This is a genomic window from Actinoplanes sp. NPDC023936 (assembly GCF_040639325.1).
Lineage (GTDB): Bacteria > Actinomycetota > Actinomycetes > Mycobacteriales > Micromonosporaceae > Actinoplanes.
In genome coordinates this window covers 39,308-54,855 of record NZ_JBEZZR010000002.1, presented here as the reverse complement: position 1 = coordinate 54,855, position 15,548 = coordinate 39,308, and the positions used below count along the sequence as shown (strand labels likewise).

The following is a 15,548-nucleotide window of genomic DNA, read 5'->3' as shown; positions in this document are numbered from 1 at the left end:
CCTCTCAGACCCGCCGGTGCACGTGCAGCCCGCGGTCCGAGGCGAGGCTCAGGATCTGGTCGACCTGGGCGGTGGTCAGCCCGGTGGTGGGAACCGGCAGGAACCGGGCGTCGGCCATGCCGAACAGCAGCTGGCCGGGTAACTCGTCCACCGATCGGATGGCCGGCCATGCGTACGAGTGACGGCTCTCCTCGTCGGCGCTGGCGACCCCGCCGTCGCTGATCTCGTAGGTGGTCACATGCCCGGCGCGCATCTGCCGGCGGGCGTTGCTGTTGAGCAGGATCAGCGGGACGCCGACCGCGAGCAGGGCGCCGGCCGCCAGCAGCACCGGGTTGAGGTCACCGGTGGTCAGCAGGAGGAACGCCGCGGTGAGGAGCCCGGCCCAGCCGGCGCAGCGGGCCAGCAGCACCGGCCGGCGCAGGCCGCGCCGGACCGCGGCCGCGATCAGGGCCGGGTCGGGAGCTGCGGTCAACTGGATCTGCACAGGTCAAAGGTAGCTTTTGTCCGGGGCAAATCGTCACCATACGGACGGTGCCGGGGTCGCTCCGATCGGCGGATGGACGCCCTCCGCACGGATCTACCATGAGCAGCGTGTATCTGATGATTTCGAAGTACCTGAAGCCGCTCGCCGAGGTGGACGCCGCCCGCGAGGATCACCTGACCTTTCTCGCCGGCCTGGAGGAGCGCGGTCTCTCGGTGACCGCCGGCCGCCAGGAGCCGGCGGTGGGCGGCATCATCCTGCTGGACGTGGACACCGAGGCCGAGGCGCACGAGCTGATCGCCCAGGACCCGTACGTGCAGCGCGGCCTCGCCGAGTACACCGCCACCGGCTGGCACCCGACCCGTGGCGCGCTCGCCGGGTACCAGCGGGTCCGGCCCTAAGGGTCCAGATCCGACCCGGACAGCAAGCTCCGGATGTTCAGGTCGGCGGTGACCGCCGGCGGGCACTCGTCGTAGATCACCGCAGTGCCGACGTACCGGTTGCCGGCCAGGGTGCGCAGGCCGCGCGCCTGCGCACCGGTCGACGCCCAGTCGTCGACGACGAGCACGCGATCGTCCGGCGCGAGCAGGCGTTCCCGTACGCCCAGATGCTGCACGTCGCCACGATGGTCGGCCGGCACCTCGGCCCAGATCATCGGCTCGGCGATCGGCCGGCGCGCCCCGGCCCGGTACGCCTCCACGAACCCGACGCCGAGCGACAGTGCCACCAGTGGACCCAGAAGAAAACCGGTGACCTCCGGTGAGACCACAACCGTCGGACGCTCTGACCGGAAAAGATCAGCAAGCGCGGGACCCAGACCGTCCAGAATCCTCGGCTCGCGCCACCAGCCGGAGCGGTCACTGACGAGGTATTCGCTGTTCGGGCCGGGGTTGGTCCAGCGGAACTCGGAACGCAGAAGATCACGCAGATCGGTGGTCACGCCGACATCCTGTCACCGTGGACCGGTTCAGCCTGGACCGACCGAATGACTCCGGCACTGACGGGTGGACAGAACCACCTCAGCCTAGGGGTCAAGATGATGCCTGACATCACGTCCATCGGGCATGCTGTTCGGCGGAACCATGCCTACTTTGCTGCCGGGCCGACGCCCGATGAGCCCCGGGAACCGCGCCGGCCTCGGCGCGGCCCTCGTGCTGCTCGCTGTGGTGTCCGCCGTGGAGCTCGCCGACGGCCGGACCGCTGAGTTCGTCGGCCTGCTGGTGGCCGTGCCGTTCCTCGCCGGAGTCTTCGCGGTGTGGCAGGTGGTTCTCGGCGCCGGGGTGGCCGCCACGGCGGTCGGCGGGATCTACGTGGGCATGGCCGGCGCGCCCGGCATGGCCGGCCTGGTCAGCTTGATGGGCATCATGCTGGCGACCGGCGTCGCGGCGGCCGGCGCGACGATCCGGCAACGCCAGGCGGACCGGATCACCGGGTTGCTGCGGCTCGCCGCCGTCGCGCAACAAGCGGTGCTGCGCCCGATCGGGCCGCAGGTGGGAGCGCTCTCGGTCGCCGGTCGGTACATCTCGGCGACCGCTGCGGCGGATATCGGCGGGGACCTCTACGAGGCGCTGAACACGCCGTACGGGGTTCGGATCATCATCGGTGACGTGCGCGGCAAGGGGCTGGACGCGGTTCGCCTGGCGAGCATCGTGCTGGGGTCGTACCGGCATGTCGCGTACGAGCGGGCCGATCTCAAGTCGATCGTGGCGGACCTGGACCGTGCGGTGGCCCGCAGCGTGGGCGACGAGGACTTCGTGACCGCCGCCCTCGTGGAGGAACGCGGCGGCACGCTGACCATCGTCAACTGTGGACATCCCGCGCCGCTGCTGCTGCGGCGGGGCCAGGTGATCCCGCTCGAACCGCCCGCGCCGGCTCCGCCGCTCGGCTTCGTGCCCGAGGTGAAGGCGCGAGTGGAGCGGCTGGAGCCCGGTGACCGGCTGCTGCTCTTCACGGACGGGCTCGGTGAGGCCCGGCGCGACGGCGAGTTCTTCCCGACCGCGGACCGGGCGTGGCGGCTGCTCGGGCACGGCACGGTCGGCGACGGCCTGGCATCGCTCGAGACCGCGCTGGTCGACTGGGTCTACGGCCGGCTCGAGGACGACATCGCCCTGGTGCTGCTGGAATATGTGGGCTCGGACGGCGACGCTGCCGTCTCCGTGCCCAGTTGGGAAGTCGGGGCGGCCGGAAGCTGAGCGGTCAGGCCGCGCTCTCCTCCGGCTCGGCTGGAGCAGCCGGCGACGTGGGCGCGGGCGTGGGTGGGACGGTCTCGGGCTGGCGGTGCCGTCCGACGTAATTGCGGGGCTGGTTGGCCTGGCGCGGCTCCGGGATCAGGCTCTTGATCGTGGCGAACATGGCGTCCCCCTGGGTTCGGCGAAACGTTCTTCGCTGTCTATCCGGTGAAACGAGCCTGTTCGAACCGCGATACGTGGTACCCGGGTCGAAGTCCGCAAATGGCCGAACGGCTGTCGGGTAAGCCACCTGATCGGTGGGGTTTGAACCACGAACCGACGGACAAGGCCCCCTACCCGGTGGGTTCGACCGGAAACCCTGCCCGGCTTGTCGGTTGCTACCGATGGGTAATACAGTGGGGTTACTGACGGGTAACTCGCGTCCGGGAGAGCGGGGCCAAGCACGATGACGCACTACAAGAGCAACCTTCGGGACCTCCAGTTCAATCTCTTCGAGGTCTTCGGAGCGGAGAAGTCGCTCGGCCAGGCGCCGTTCGACGAGTTCGATCTGGAGAGCGCACGCGACGTGCTCGCGGAGGTCGACCGGCTGGCCCGCGAAGATCTCGCCGCCAGCTACGCCGACGCGGACCGCAATCCACCGGTCTTCGACCCGGCGACGCACACCGCGCCGCTGCCGGAGTCGTTCAAGAAGTCCTACGAGACCTTCATGGCGTCCGAGTTCTGGCGGCTCGACCTGCCGTCCGCCCTCGGCGGCACTCCTGCGCCGCGCAGCCTCGTGTGGGCCGTCGCCGAGCAGATCCTCGGTGCGAACGCCCCGATCTGGATGTACTCGTCCGGTCCCTCCTTCGCCCACGTGGCCTATGTCGAGGGCACCGAGGAGCAGAAGGAATGGGCCAAGCTCTTCGTCGAGAAGCAGTGGGGCTCGACGATGGTCCTCACCGAGCCGGATGCCGGCTCCGACGTGGGCGCCGGCCGCACCCGCGCCATCCCGCAGCCGGACGGCTCGTGGCACATCGAGGGCGTCAAGCGCTTCATCACCTCGGGCGAGCACGACCTGACGGACAACATCATCCACTACGTGCTGGCTCGCCCGGTGGGCGTCGAAGGCGTCGGCGGGCCCGGCACCAAGGGTCTCTCGCTCTTCATCGTGCCGAAGTACCACTTCGATCCGGCGACCGGCGAACTCGGCGAGCGCAACGGCGTCTACGCCACGAACGTCGAGCACAAGATGGGGATCAAGGTCTCCAACACGTGTGAAATGACCTTCGGCGAGCACGGCACCCCGGCCAAGGGCTGGCTGCTCGGCGAGGTGCATCAGGGCATCCGGCAGATGTTCATGATCATCGAGAACGCCCGGATGATGGTCGGCACGAAGGCGATCGCCACCCTGTCGACGGGTTACCTCAACGCGCTGGAGTACGCGAAGAACCGCGTGCAGGGCGCCGACCTGGTGCAGAACGGCGACAAGGCCGCGCCGCGCGTCACCATCACTCATCACCCGGACGTACGCCGCTCGCTGCTGATGCAGAAGTCGTACGCCGAGGGTCTGCGTGCCCTGGTCATCTACACCGCGACCTGGCAGGACAAGATCGCCATCGCGCAGGCCGCCGGTGACGAGAAGACCGCCAAGATCGCCAGCAAGATCAACGACTTCCTGCTGCCGCTGGTCAAGGGCGTCGGCTCGGAGCGGGCGTACGAGCTGCTCGGCGCCGAGTCGCTGCAGACCTTCGGCGGCTCCGGCTTCCTGCAGGACTACCCGCTCGAGCAGTACGTGCGGGACGCGAAGATCGACACCCTGTACGAGGGCACCACCGCGATCCAGAGCCTCGACCTGATCTTCCGCAAGATCGTCAAGGACAACGGCCGGGCGCTCGGCACGGTCGCCGCGGAGATCCAGGGCTTCGTCGAGAGTGAGGCCGGCAACGGCCAGCTCAAGGAGGAGCGGCTGGCGCTCGGCAAGGCGCTCGGCGAGATGCAGCAGATCCTCGGCACCACGCTGGGCTGGCTGCAGGAGGTCCAGGGCGGCCAGGCCCGGGAGCTCTACAAGATCGGCCTGAGCTCGCGCCGGATCCTGCTCGCCCTCGGCGACGTCGTGCTCGCCTGGCTGCTGCTGCGCCAGGCCGAGGTGGCGCTGAACGCGCTGAACGGCGAGGTGTCGGAGGCGGACAAGGCGTTCTACACCGGCAAGGTGGCGGCGGCCCGCTTCTTCGTCCGCGAGATCCTGCCGCGCATCGGCGCCGACCGCCGGATCATCGAGAACACGAACCTCGACGTCATGGACCTGCCCGAGGACGCGTTCTGATCTGAAGCTTTTCCCACTCTCCTGAAAAACGTAGGCCGGCGGACAACGATGTCCGCCGGCCTACGTTTTTGCCGCTGGCGTCCCGATGACACGGTGCCGTACCATCGCCCCAAGATTCATGATCTTGGCTCCGGGGGCTGTTCGTGCGGGTCGTCTCTTCCTGTCTTGTCGCGGCTCTACTGAGCGTGGGGCTGGCCGCTCCCGCGCTCGCCGCGGACACCGGTCCGGTTCGTATCGACGTCGGCCTGACCGCCGGCACGAACCCGGACACGGTCGTGGCCGTGCTCGGCGATGACACATCGGAGCCCCGGCGGGTCGACGGGCTCGACGCGTTCACTCTCGACCTGCCGGCGGACCGAGTGACGGCCGCTCTCACCACGCTTTCCCGGACGCCGGGTGTGCGATACGCCGAGCGCGGCGGACGCGCTCAGGCGGACGCCGCCACCACGGTCGATTCCATGGAGATCGCGCAGGCGCGAACCTGGACCACCGGGAGCCCGGAAATCACGATCGCGGTCGTCGACACCGGAGTCAGCCCGACCCTGGACCTGGGTGAGGACAGGCTGGTGCCGGGTTACGACTTCGTCGACCGTGACCCCGATGCGTCCGACGGCAGCGGACACGGCACCGTGGTCGCCCAGGTCATCGCTGCGGACGTGGACAACGGCACCGGCGGCAAGGGTGTCTGCGACAAGTGCCGGGTCATGCCGGTGCGAGTGTTGCAGGACCGCGGCGCCCAGGACGCCGAAGGAACCACCGCGGACATCGCGGCCGGAATCGTCTATGCGGCCGATCACGGCGCACAGATCATCAACCTGTCCCTCAGCACATCCTCGGACAGCTCGCTCCTGCGGGACGCCGTCGCGCACGCCGCTGGTAAAGGCGCGCTGCTCGTCGCGTCGGCGGGCAATGTGGAGTCCTCCGCGCACCGGTACCCGGCCGACTACGAGCCGGTGCTGTCCGTCGGCCGCTACGCGATCGTCGGCCAGAACGCGGTGGACCGGTGGGTCGACGTCTCGGCGTTCGCCAACGGGGCCGTGGTCTTCGGCCGGGACGGGGTGCGCGTATTGGCCACCGGCTCATCGGCGGCGACAGGCACGGTCTCCGGTATCGCCGCGCTGATCCTCGCCATGAAGCCGTCCGCGACCGCCGACGAGGTGCGGAATCGGATCAAGCGCACGGCCGAGCTGCGGAGGGGTCAGGAGGCGTACGACCCGCCGGTCGTGAACGCGGCGCGGGCCGTCTACGAATCCGGTGGCACCGACACGGTTGCGCCGGTACTCACGGCGACCGGATTCACCGAGAACCGGCTGGCCGGCCTCGACGGGGCGCAGGCCACCCCGAGCGTCACCGACGATCATGGCGTCGACCGGGTCGAATACGTCGTCGGTGGGAAGGTGCTGGCCACGGTCACGCACCCGAACTTCTGGTACTGGCTGCGCCCGCCGGTGGGATACACCGGTTCGATGGCGGTGACCGTCCGCGCCTACGACTACGCGGGCAACAAGGCCGAGAAGACCACGACCATTCAGGTGGACGCCGTGGCGCCGGCCGGAACCTTCGTCACTCCGTCCATGCACAGTGTCGTGCACGGCAAGGTCCCGGTGGTGATCACGTCGCCGGCGACGGACGTGAACTACATCTGGGGCACCGACGAGGAGCGGATGACCCGGCTCCCCGGCACGAACCGGTGGACGGGCACGGTTGACCTTTCGAAGGCGATGGGCTGGACCCGCATCGAGGTTCTCATCCATGACAAGGCCGGCAACCAGACCGTGATCACCCGAGACGTCACAGCCGACAACGAGGCGCCGGAGGGCGGGGTCGTCACTCCGGCCTCGGGCAAGCGCGTCCGCGGCACGTTCACCAGTACCCTCAGCGGCGTTGTGGATGACAGTGGCGTGGTGAAGGCCCAGCTCTGGGCGAACGGGAAGTACATCGGCGCCGGCACCAGCCTTCGGGTCAACACCGGCACGACGAACGGGAACGTCAACCTGGTCTGGCGGGTCACCGACAAGTTCGACCAGTCGCGGACGTTGCCAACCCGGACGCTGATCGCCGACAACGCCGGCCCCACTGCGACGGTTCTTCCCGCGGCGAACGCCCGTGTCCGTGGCACGTTCACGACGTCGCTGAGCGGTGTTAAGGACGCCTCCGGAGTGGCCAAGGCCGAGCTGTGGGCGAACGGCAAGTACCTGGGCGCCGGTTACTCGAAGAGGGTCGCCACCGGTAAGACGAGCGGCAACGTCAAGCTGACCTGGAAGCTGACCGACAAGCTGGGCAACTCGCGCACGTACACCCGGACCGTGGTCGCCGACAACAAGGCGCCGTCCGTGTCGATCACCAAGGCGCCGAAGAACAAGGCCAAGGTCAAGGGCGCGGTCAGGGTCTACGTGAAGGCCTCCGACCCGAGCGGCGTCGCCCGGGTCGAGCTGATCGTGAACGGCAAGGTCGTCGCCACCGACAAGACTTCCGGGTACGTGCTCAGCGTCAACACCAAGAAACAGAAAAAGTCGATGAAGGTACAGGTCCGGGCATATGACAAGCTCGGAAACGTCACCACCACGACGGCTCGGACCTGGCGCCGATGACATAGATCTATATGATCGACCTCCGTACTTTGTAGACCATGGATGGCCACGGGGGTTCCATCGTTGCGTACCGTTTCGTTATTTCTTACTGCCGTGCTAGCGGCCGGTGTGTCCGCCACGGCGGCGACACCGGCCGTCGCGGCGCCGCCGGACAAGCCCTGGCTGGGGTACACGATCGGCCTCAAGCCGGACGTCAAGCCGCTGGAACTGCTCAAGCGCCTCGGCATCGAGACTGCCGGGGCTCTGACGTGGGTTTCCGGGCTGAACGCCGTCTCAGGCCCCCTTTACTATGAGGGGCACCACTTCACGGTCCTGGAGAAGCTGAAGGCTGATCCGGACGTCCGCTTCGCGGAACTCATGGCCTTCGCCGACTCGAACGAGTCGTGGTCGAACCGGCTGACCGGCCGTGAGCTGGACATCGTCCAGCTGCCGCGGGCAAAGTCCGGTAGCGAGGCCGTCACCGTCGCGGTGCTCGACACCGGTGTCACGCCGAACCGCGACCTGCCGGAGAACCGGCTGGTACCCGGTTTCAACGCCAACGACCTGCCGCTCGTCGGTCTCGAGGACCTGCCTCGTAACCCGGGCACGACCAAAGACGATGGCGGCTTCGGGACGATGGCGGCAGGGATCATCGCCGGCGACTCGGGCGTTTGCCCGACCTGCAAGATCATGCCGGTGAAGGTCTCCCACGCGGACCCGGGCCGGGTCACCGGGTCGGTCTCTGATCTCGCCGCGGGCATCGTCTGGGCGACTGACCACGGCGCCGATGTCATCACGACCCCTGCCGCGGTGGATCGCGAGAGCACGCTCCTCGCCGAGGCGGTTCAGTACGCCGTGAAGCAGGACGTGCTGTTCGTCGCGTCGGCCGGTGAGAACCTCTATGACGGTCGGCCGGTCGAACCGGCGGCCACCGAGCCGGTGCTGGCGGTCAGCGCCGTCGACACGTCGGGCCGGGTCACCGGGTACAACGGCTCGAACTCCCCGGGCAACCACTGGATCGATGTGGCCGCGGCCGAGGGCGCGCCCGCGGTCAACCACCTCGGCGAGTCCTCCCAGCTCGACGGCGTGGAAGGGGCCACCGCGGTGGTGGCCGGCACCGCCGCTCTGGCGCTCTCGTCGAAGCCCGGAGCGACCGCCGCGCAGGTACGGAAGGCGATCGTGGAGACCACCACGGCCGCCGAGTTGCCGGTCCTGAACGCCGGCCGTGCCGTCTACCAGGTGGCCGGCAACGACACCGCCGACCCGGAGATCACCTCGACCGGCCTCACCGCCAACCAGGTGATCTCGAAGCCGATCGACGTCCGGCCGGTGGTGACCGATGACTACGGCATCGCGCTCACCGAGCTGACGGCCGGCGGCAAGACGGTCAAGACTCAGAAACCGTGGGAGACGCTGCGGTTCACGCCGCCGGCCGGCTTCTCCGGCAACCTCGCCGTGTCCCTGCGGGTCACCGACTTCGCGGGCCGGACCGGCGGCGCGACCACGGTCGTCAAGGTCGACACGGTCGGCCCGACCGGCCTCTTCGTCTCGCCGGCCGCAGGCGCGCACGTCCGGGGCGCGGCGAAGGTGGTGTTCCGCGGTTCGGCGGACGTCGCCTCCGCCAAGGTCAACGGCGTGGTGATGAAGAAGGTGGCAGGTGACTGGACGGCCAGCGCGACGCCGAACCGCGGCAACCTCGTGGTCGAGGCGGCGGACGCGGTCGGCAACGTCAGCCGGTTCACCCGGGCCGTGGTGGCCGACAACGACGGGCCGACCGCGACCGTGAACCCGAAGCAGAACACCCGGGTGCGTGGCACGTTCACCACCTCGCTGAGCGGTGTGAAGGACGCTTCCGGGGTGGCCAAGGCCGAGCTGTGGGCGAACGGGAAGTACCTGGGCGCGGGTTACTCGAAGAAGGTCGCAACCGGTAAGGCCAGCGGAAACGTCAAGCTGGTCTGGAAGCTGACCGACAAGCTGGGCAACTCCCGCTCGTACACCCGAGTCGTGATCGCCGACAACAAGGCGCCGTCCGTGTCGATCACGAAGGCGCCCGGGAACAAGGCCAAGGTGAAGGGCACGGTCAAGGTCAACGCCAAGGCCTCCGACGCCTCCGGCATCGCGCGGGTCGAGCTGATCGTGAACGGCAAGGTCGTCGCCACCGACAAGACCTCCGGGTACGTGCTGAGCGTCAACACCACGAAGCAGAAGAAGACGATGAAGGTGCGAGTCCGGGCCTACGACAAGCTCGGAAACGTCACCTACACGGCGACCCGCACCTGGTACCGCAAGTAGGAAGGTTCAGCCCCGGGCGGTGTGCTGGCGGACCAGGCGCATCGCCCCGGGCTCGGCCGAGGACCACGGCTTCTCGCCGCTGTGCACGGCGATCCCGGATGTCTTGATCTCCACGACCGTGCCCTGGAACTGGTCGTCCGGCAGCAGCAGCGCGGACACTTCGGACACCGTGGGGTTGTGGCCCACGATCAGGACCGTGCGGATCGTGTCGGGGACGGCGCGGAGCAGGTCGAACACCTCGGTGCGGCCACCCTCGTAGAGGCCCTGTTCGTACCGGACCTCGGGAGCGCCGTGCGGGTGCTCGCCCTGCACCAGCGCGATCGAGGCGCCCCGCCAGGTCTGCCGGGTGCGTTTCGCCGGCGAGCAGAGGACCAGGTCGGGGTGCAGCCGTGCGTCGGCCAGCCAGGCGCCCGCGGCGTCCGCGTCGGACTCGCCCCGGTCGGTGAGCGCGCGATCGAAGTCGTCGAGGTCGCCGGGCGTCTCGGCCTTGGAGTGGCGCAGCAGGATGAGCGTTCGCGAGGTCATGGGAACCAGCTTGCCTGATTGGAATTTCGGCCGGGCGGGTAAACGGTCGTCCGACGCATTCACCACGGTCGAGCGCTGACGCTCGGTCGGGCGGACACCACCCGAGGAGGGTCCGATGGGCATCGGCGCAAGCATTTTCCTGCTGGCTCTGGGGGCGATCCTGGCGTTCGCCGTGGAGGCGGACATCAGTGGCCTGGACATAGGCGTGATCGGCTGGATTCTGATGGCCGCCGGCCTGGCCGGTCTGATCATCACGCTCTGGTACTGGAACAGCCGCCGCCGTACGGTGGTGACCCGGGCGCAGCAGCCGGTCGCCGGCGCCGGCTACAGCGAGTACCGCGAGGTCCGCCGGAACGACGACGTGCCTCCGCCGCCGCCCCCGGCATACTCCTGATCGAACGGGAAAGCCCGGGTCCGATGCGGACCCGGGCTTTCACGCATATAGCGCGAAATAAATCGCGATGTGGTGGCAGATCGCTGCCACCAGCGTGCAGGCGTGGAAGAACTCGTGATGCCCGAAGACGGTCGGCCAGGGGTTCGGCCGGCGCAGGGCGTAGAAGACCGCCCCGACCGTGTAGATGAGGCCGCCCGCGACCATCAGGACCAGGCACGTCACGCTGACGTGCAGGATGTCCGGGATGATCGCGACCGCCACCCAGCCCAGTGCCACGTAGAGCGGCGCTCCCACCCAGCGGGGCAGGTGCGGCCAGATGACCTTCAGCGCGACACCGCCGAGGGCGCCGAACCAGACCAGGCTGAGCATCAGCGTGGCCTTGCTGTCGCTCAGGAGCAGCACGCAGAACGGCGTGTAGGTGCCGGCGATGAAGATGAAGATCATCGAGTGATCCATCCGCCGCATGATCTGGTAGCCGCGTTCGCTCCAGACCCGGCGGTGGTACAGCGCGCTGACGCCGAAGAGGCCGCAGACGGTGATGCTGTAGATCAGGCAGCTGATGAACGGTGCGATGCCCGGGCGGGTGAGCGCGATCGAGCAGAGCACGATGCCGCAGACCGCGGCGACGAAGAACGCGTACTGATGCAACCGGCCGCGCAGCCGCGGCTTGCCGAGGTCGGCCGGCTTCATCCGGAACGGGGCAGAGGCTGTCACGGGATCCAGGTTACGGCACCGTAGGTTACTAATGGGTAGTGACGCCGGATACGGCAGGCCATCCCCGATGATTTCCTCATGAAGGTACGACGAGTGGGCGCCTCAGCGCTACTGATCGATTGCCCGGACGACACCCGTGTCGAGGACTGGCGTGCCGAGCTCTGGCGCCGCCGTGAGACCGGCGAGCTGGCGGCCGTCGACATCGTCCCGGGCGCCCGGACGGTCCTGCTGGACGGTGTTCCGCCCGGCACCGAGGAGCGTCTGGCCGGATGGAAGCCCGCGCCGGGCGGCACGCGCGCCGCCGGTCCGCTCGTCGAGGTGCCTGCCACGTTCGACGGCGCGGATCTGCCGGACGTCGCCGGGATCTGGCAGGTCTCGGTCGAGGAAGCCGTGAAGCGCCTGGTGGAAACTCCGCTGACCGTCGCGTTCTGCGGTTTCGCTCCGGGTTTCGCCTATCTGCGCGGCTTCCCCGAGGCCTGGTCGGTGCCCCGGCTCCCGGCGCCTCGCCCGCGGGTGCCGGCCGGTTCGATAGCGCTCGCCGCCGGCTACGCCGGCATCTACCCCACGGCCTCTCCGGGTGGGTGGCGCCTGGTGGGTCACACCGAATTGAAGATCTTTGAGGTACGGCGGGAGCAGCCCGCCCTGCTCACCCCCGGAACCCGCGTGAAGCTGGTGCAGCGATGATCACCGTGTTGCGGGCCGGCCCGCTCACCACCGTGCAGGACCTCGGCCGTCCCGGCTACGCCCACCTCGGCGTGCCCCGGTCCGGTGCGCTGGACATCCCCGCGCTGCGCCGGGCCAACCGCCTCGCCGGCAACCCGGACGGCACGGCCGGGCTGGAGACCACGCTGATGGGTTGCAAACTGCGCTTCGAGACGCCGGCCAGGGTCGCGGTGACAGGTGCGGTGGCCACGGTGAAGCTGGACAGGGAGCCGGTCGGCGGCCCGGTCGTCGACGTACCGGCCGGTGGCGTGCTGGAGATCGGGCGGGCCGTGCGCGGAGTGCGCTCCTACCTCGCGGTGGCCGGTGGGATCGCTGGCGAAGCAGTGCTCGGCAGCCGATCCACCGACACCCTGGCCGGGATCGGGCCGGAGCGGCTGACCGACGGCATGACGCTGCCGGTCGGGACGGTTTCCGGTGGGGCGGACGGCATTGCCGGGGACGGGCTGGAGATCGGCGAGGAGATCGTGCTCGGGGTCCGGCTCGGGCCGCGCGACGACTGGTTCGACGGGGCGGGACTGTTCGGTGCCCCGTACCGAATAAGTCCGATGAGCAACCGGGTCGGTGCCCGGCTGGCCGGCACCGCCGTGACCCGCACCCGGGCCGGCGAACTTCCCTCCGAAGGAGTGGTGCTCGGCGCGGTGCAGGTGCCCGCGGACGGGCAGCCGATCGTCTTCCTGGCCGACCACCCCACCACCGGCGGATATCCGGTGATCGGCGTGGTCGGCGACGTCACGCCGCTCGCGCAGGCGCGGCCGGGGACTACGGTACGTTTTCGTGACCTCGATTGATCTCAACGCTGATCTCGGTGAGGGCTTCGGCGCCTGGAAACTCGGCGACGACGACGCCCTGCTGTCCGTGGTGACCTCGGCGAACGTGGCGTGCGGCTTCCACGCCGGCGACCCGTCCACGATGCGCCGGGTGTGCCGGACGGCCGCGGAGCGAGGCGTCGCGGTCGGCGCGCAGGTCGGATATCGGGACCTGGCCGGTTTCGGTCGCCGGCGGATCGAGTACGCGCGGGACGAACTGCGCGACGACATCCTCTACCAGGTGGGCGCGCTGGAAGCGTTCTGCCGGGCGGCCGGTGATCGGGTGCGGTACCTGAAGCCGCACGGCGCCCTCTACAACACCGCCGCGGCCGATCCGGTGCAGGCCGGCGCCGTGGTCGACGCGGTGCTCGCCTGGGACCCGGCGATGCCGGTGCTCTGCCAGCCCGGATCGGTGCTGGCGGTGGCCGCGGCCGAGGCCGGGCTGACCGTGGTGGGCGAGGGCTTCGCCGACCGGGGTTACTCGGCGGACGGCCGGCTGGTGCCGCGGTCGGCGCCCGGCGCCCTGGTGCACGCGACGGGCGACGTGGTGGAGCGGGCCGTGCGGATGGCGGCCCGGGGTGAGGTGGTCGCCGTGGACGGGACTGTCGTGCCGTGCCCGGTCCGGTCGATCTGCGTGCACGGCGACACGCCGGGAGCGGTGGAGCTGGCCCGCGCCGTCCGATCCGGGCTTGCGGGCCGGCTTCACGTCGAGCCGTTCGCCTAGCTCTCGTCCATGCCGCGCAGGATCAGGGGCAGCCGGTTCGGGGCTGCCGGGTCGATCACGATCGGCACGCCCCAGTCCTGGCGGGTCAGGTGGCAGGCGCCGAACTCGGCGTCCACGTCGCACGTTGCCGCCTGTGCCACCACCTGCAGCACACCCTTCGGCACGTCCGGGTTGAGCACCAGCGTGCGGGACAGATCCGTGGTGACCCCGTCGCCGTCGAGCAGCAACTCGGCCGGCGAGGCCGACACGGTGAGCCGCAGCGGGGAGCCGAACTGGCTGTCCAGTTTCTGGCCCGGCGCCGGAGTGAAGATCACGTCGAGGGTGACCTCGCCCGGAGCCAGGTGCGACGGCGGGCGCTCGGTCTTGTGCCGCTCGCCGCTGACCGTTTTGACCACGCCGGGCGCGAGCCGGGTCAGCCGGTGCGCGGCGGACTCCACGACCAGCACCTGGTTGTCGCTCGTCACCAGCACGTCGCTCGGCTCGGCCAGACCGGAGTCCACCGTGGAGACGGCATCGGCCGCCGGGTCGAACCGGCGGACCGCGCCGTTGTACGTGTCGGCGACCAGCACCGAACCGTCCGGCAGGGCCGCCACGCCGAGCGGGTGCTGGAAGAGCGCCTCCTCGGCCTTACCGTCCACGTGACCGAAATCGAACAGTCCCTGGCCGACCGCGGTGTGCAGCACGCCGTCCTCGACGTAGCGCAGCGCCGACGTCTCGCTGTCCGCGATCCAGAGGCGTTTGCCGTCCCGGCTGACCGACAGGCCGGACGGCTGGGCCATCCAGACGTCCGGGAGCGGGCCGTCGCGCAGCGCCTCGACGGTGGTGCCGGCGTAGACGCCGACCGTGCGCTTGATCGGGTCGAACCACCAGAGCTGGTGGATGCCGGCCATCGCGATGATGACCTTGCCGTCGTACCACGCCAGGTCCCACGGGGAGGAGAGGTCGGCGGCGAGCGCGTCGTGCGGGCGGTCGTCCACGGTGGAGCGCCACGGCTTGCCGGAGCCGGCCACCACGTGGATCTCGCCGGTCTCGGTGCTGAGCGCCCGGAGCCGGTGGTTCACCGTGTCGGCGACGATGACGTCGTAGTTCGTGATCTTGGAGATCTCCGGCGGCAGCTGGACCAGGCCCTGCGGCTCGCTGAACGGCTCGTTCCGGTTCTCGCCGCCGAACCGGCGGACCAGCGTCTCACCGTCCCTCGCCAGCTCGACGATCGAGTGCCGGGCCGAGTCGGAGACCAGCAGGTTGCCGTTCGCCAGCTCGATCGCCTTGCCCGGGAAGCGGAGCAGTCCCTCCGGAACGGGCGGCGGAACGAACGGCCCGTCGCCGCGATGCAGGGTGCCGTCCGCCTCGTGTTTGACGATCAGCTCGTCGATCAGCCGGGACAGGCCCTCGGCGTGGCCCTCACCGGCCATCGAGGCGACCAGGTAACCGGTCGGGTCGACCACGGCCAGGGTGGGCCAGGCCTTCGCGGCGTACTGCTGCCAGAGGTGCATGTCGCCGTCGTCGACGACCGGGTGGTGCACGCCGTACCGCTCCACGGCGGCGGCCAGGGCCACCGGGTCTCGCTCGTGCTCGAATTTCGGGGAGTGGACGCCGATCACCACGATGGCGTCGCCGTACTTCTCCTCCAGCGGCCGCAGCTCGTCCAGGACGTGCAGGCAGTTGATGCAGCAGAACGTCCAGAAATCCAGAATGAGGATCTTGCCCCGCAGGTCGGCGAGGGTGAGGTCCTTGCCGCCGGTGTTGAGCCAGCCGCGGCCCTTGAGTTCGGGCGCACGCACGCGAGAGTTCATGACGCCCATCGTGCCTCACGGCCGCGGTCCCGCCC

The 15,548-nt window shown here is 69.5% G+C and carries 15 protein-coding genes; 9 read left to right on the top strand and 6 right to left on the bottom strand.

Annotation, left to right across the window (positions count from 1 at the left end):
• Nucleotides 1-4 precede the first annotated feature (4 nt).
• A complete protein-coding gene (locus tag AB0F72_RS02560) occupies nucleotides 5-484 on the bottom strand; it encodes a YcxB family protein (protein WP_360423952.1) in 480 nt (159 codons plus the stop codon).
• 98 nt (nucleotides 485-582) lie between these two features.
• On the opposite strand from AB0F72_RS02560, the gene AB0F72_RS02555 reads away from it, so the two are divergent.
• Entirely contained in the window at nucleotides 583-882 is a 300-nt protein-coding gene (locus AB0F72_RS02555; RefSeq protein ID WP_360423949.1) for a YciI family protein, read from the top strand.
• Here AB0F72_RS02555 and AB0F72_RS02550 read toward each other — a convergent pair.
• A complete protein-coding gene (locus AB0F72_RS02550; RefSeq protein WP_360423946.1) occupies nucleotides 879-1,421 on the bottom strand; it encodes a phosphoribosyltransferase in 543 nt (180 codons plus the stop codon). The two genes, AB0F72_RS02555 and AB0F72_RS02550, sit on opposite strands and share 4 nt — an antisense overlap.
• A gap of 124 nt (nucleotides 1,422-1,545) precedes the next feature.
• On the opposite strand from AB0F72_RS02550, the gene AB0F72_RS02545 reads away from it, so the two are divergent.
• Nucleotides 1,546-2,673 carry a PP2C family protein-serine/threonine phosphatase gene (locus AB0F72_RS02545; protein WP_360423943.1) on the top strand — a complete coding sequence of 376 codons (1,128 nt, stop codon included), beginning with the start codon at nucleotides 1,546-1,548 and terminating at the stop codon, nucleotides 2,671-2,673.
• A 4-nt stretch (nucleotides 2,674-2,677) separates the two neighbouring features.
• Here AB0F72_RS02545 and AB0F72_RS02540 read toward each other — a convergent pair whose 3' ends face one another.
• A complete protein-coding gene (locus tag AB0F72_RS02540; RefSeq protein ID WP_157434697.1) occupies nucleotides 2,678-2,833 on the bottom strand; it encodes a hypothetical protein in 156 nt (51 codons plus the stop codon).
• A 282-nt stretch (nucleotides 2,834-3,115) separates the two neighbouring features.
• On the opposite strand from AB0F72_RS02540, the gene AB0F72_RS02535 reads away from it, so the two are divergent.
• From AB0F72_RS02535 to AB0F72_RS02525, 3 genes are all read left to right on the top strand, one after another.
• Nucleotides 3,116-4,972: an acyl-CoA dehydrogenase gene (locus tag AB0F72_RS02535; RefSeq protein WP_360423939.1), complete on the top strand. Its 1,857-nt coding sequence runs from the start codon at nucleotides 3,116-3,118 to the stop codon at nucleotides 4,970-4,972.
• A gap of 143 nt (nucleotides 4,973-5,115) precedes the next feature.
• Nucleotides 5,116-7,563 carry a S8 family serine peptidase gene (locus AB0F72_RS02530; RefSeq protein ID WP_360423936.1) on the top strand — a complete coding sequence of 816 codons (2,448 nt, stop codon included), beginning with the start codon at nucleotides 5,116-5,118 and terminating at the stop codon, nucleotides 7,561-7,563.
• 93 nt (nucleotides 7,564-7,656) lie between these two features.
• Entirely contained in the window at nucleotides 7,657-9,834 is a 2,178-nt protein-coding gene (locus AB0F72_RS02525; RefSeq protein WP_360423933.1) for a S8 family serine peptidase, read from the top strand.
• Between the two features lie 6 nt (nucleotides 9,835-9,840).
• On the opposite strand, the gene AB0F72_RS02520 is transcribed toward AB0F72_RS02525, so the two are convergent.
• A complete protein-coding gene (locus AB0F72_RS02520) occupies nucleotides 9,841-10,359 on the bottom strand; it encodes a histidine phosphatase family protein (RefSeq protein WP_360423930.1) in 519 nt (172 codons plus the stop codon).
• A gap of 115 nt (nucleotides 10,360-10,474) precedes the next feature.
• Between AB0F72_RS02520 and AB0F72_RS02515 the strand changes: the two genes are divergently transcribed.
• Nucleotides 10,475-10,753, top strand: coding sequence for a DUF6458 family protein (locus AB0F72_RS02515; protein ID WP_360423927.1), 279 nt, complete (start codon nucleotides 10,475-10,477; stop codon nucleotides 10,751-10,753).
• 39 nt (nucleotides 10,754-10,792) lie between these two features.
• Here the strand turns inward: AB0F72_RS02515 and AB0F72_RS02510 are convergent, their stop codons facing one another.
• Entirely contained in the window at nucleotides 10,793-11,467 is a 675-nt protein-coding gene (locus AB0F72_RS02510) for a hemolysin III family protein (RefSeq protein WP_360423924.1), read from the bottom strand.
• 78 nt (nucleotides 11,468-11,545) lie between these two features.
• On the opposite strand from AB0F72_RS02510, the gene AB0F72_RS02505 reads away from it, so the two are divergent.
• From AB0F72_RS02505 to AB0F72_RS02495, 3 genes are read left to right on the top strand one after another with little or no spacing between them, the layout of a single operon-like run.
• A complete protein-coding gene (locus AB0F72_RS02505; protein ID WP_360423921.1) occupies nucleotides 11,546-12,151 on the top strand; it encodes a carboxyltransferase domain-containing protein in 606 nt (201 codons plus the stop codon).
• A complete protein-coding gene (locus AB0F72_RS02500) occupies nucleotides 12,148-12,978 on the top strand; it encodes a biotin-dependent carboxyltransferase family protein (protein WP_360423918.1) in 831 nt (276 codons plus the stop codon). Before AB0F72_RS02505 ends, AB0F72_RS02500 begins: the two co-directional genes overlap by 4 nt.
• Nucleotides 12,974-13,720, top strand: coding sequence for a 5-oxoprolinase subunit PxpA (locus tag AB0F72_RS02495; RefSeq protein ID WP_360425028.1), 747 nt, complete (start codon nucleotides 12,974-12,976; stop codon nucleotides 13,718-13,720). The genes AB0F72_RS02500 and AB0F72_RS02495 overlap by 5 nt, the downstream gene beginning before the upstream one ends.
• On the opposite strand, the gene AB0F72_RS02490 is transcribed toward AB0F72_RS02495, so the two are convergent.
• A complete protein-coding gene (locus AB0F72_RS02490) occupies nucleotides 13,717-15,513 on the bottom strand; it encodes an NHL domain-containing thioredoxin family protein (protein ID WP_360423915.1) in 1,797 nt (598 codons plus the stop codon). The two genes, AB0F72_RS02495 and AB0F72_RS02490, sit on opposite strands and share 4 nt — an antisense overlap.
• Nucleotides 15,514-15,548: the final 35 nt, after the last annotated feature.

Bases quoted from the DNA above. Each gene is read 5' to 3' on its own strand.
- AB0F72_RS02520 (WP_360423930.1), bottom strand. From the start codon at position 10,359: ATGACCTCGCGAACGCTCATCCTGCTGCGCCACTCCAAGGCCGAGACG.
- AB0F72_RS02540 (WP_157434697.1), bottom strand. From the start codon at position 2,833: ATGTTCGCCACGATCAAGAGCCTGATCCCGGAGCCGCGCCAGGCCAAC.
- AB0F72_RS02490 (WP_360423915.1), bottom strand. From the start codon at position 15,513: ATGAACTCTCGCGTGCGTGCGCCCGAACTCAAGGGCCGCGGCTGGCTC.
- AB0F72_RS02545 (WP_360423943.1), top strand. From the start codon at position 1,546: ATGCTGTTCGGCGGAACCATGCCTACTTTGCTGCCGGGCCGACGCCCG.
- AB0F72_RS02505 (WP_360423921.1), top strand. From the start codon at position 11,546: ATGAAGGTACGACGAGTGGGCGCCTCAGCGCTACTGATCGATTGCCCG.
- AB0F72_RS02515 (WP_360423927.1), top strand. From the start codon at position 10,475: ATGGGCATCGGCGCAAGCATTTTCCTGCTGGCTCTGGGGGCGATCCTG.
- AB0F72_RS02555 (WP_360423949.1), top strand. From the start codon at position 583: ATGAGCAGCGTGTATCTGATGATTTCGAAGTACCTGAAGCCGCTCGCC.
- AB0F72_RS02535 (WP_360423939.1), top strand. From the start codon at position 3,116: ATGACGCACTACAAGAGCAACCTTCGGGACCTCCAGTTCAATCTCTTC.
- AB0F72_RS02500 (WP_360423918.1), top strand. From the start codon at position 12,148: ATGATCACCGTGTTGCGGGCCGGCCCGCTCACCACCGTGCAGGACCTC.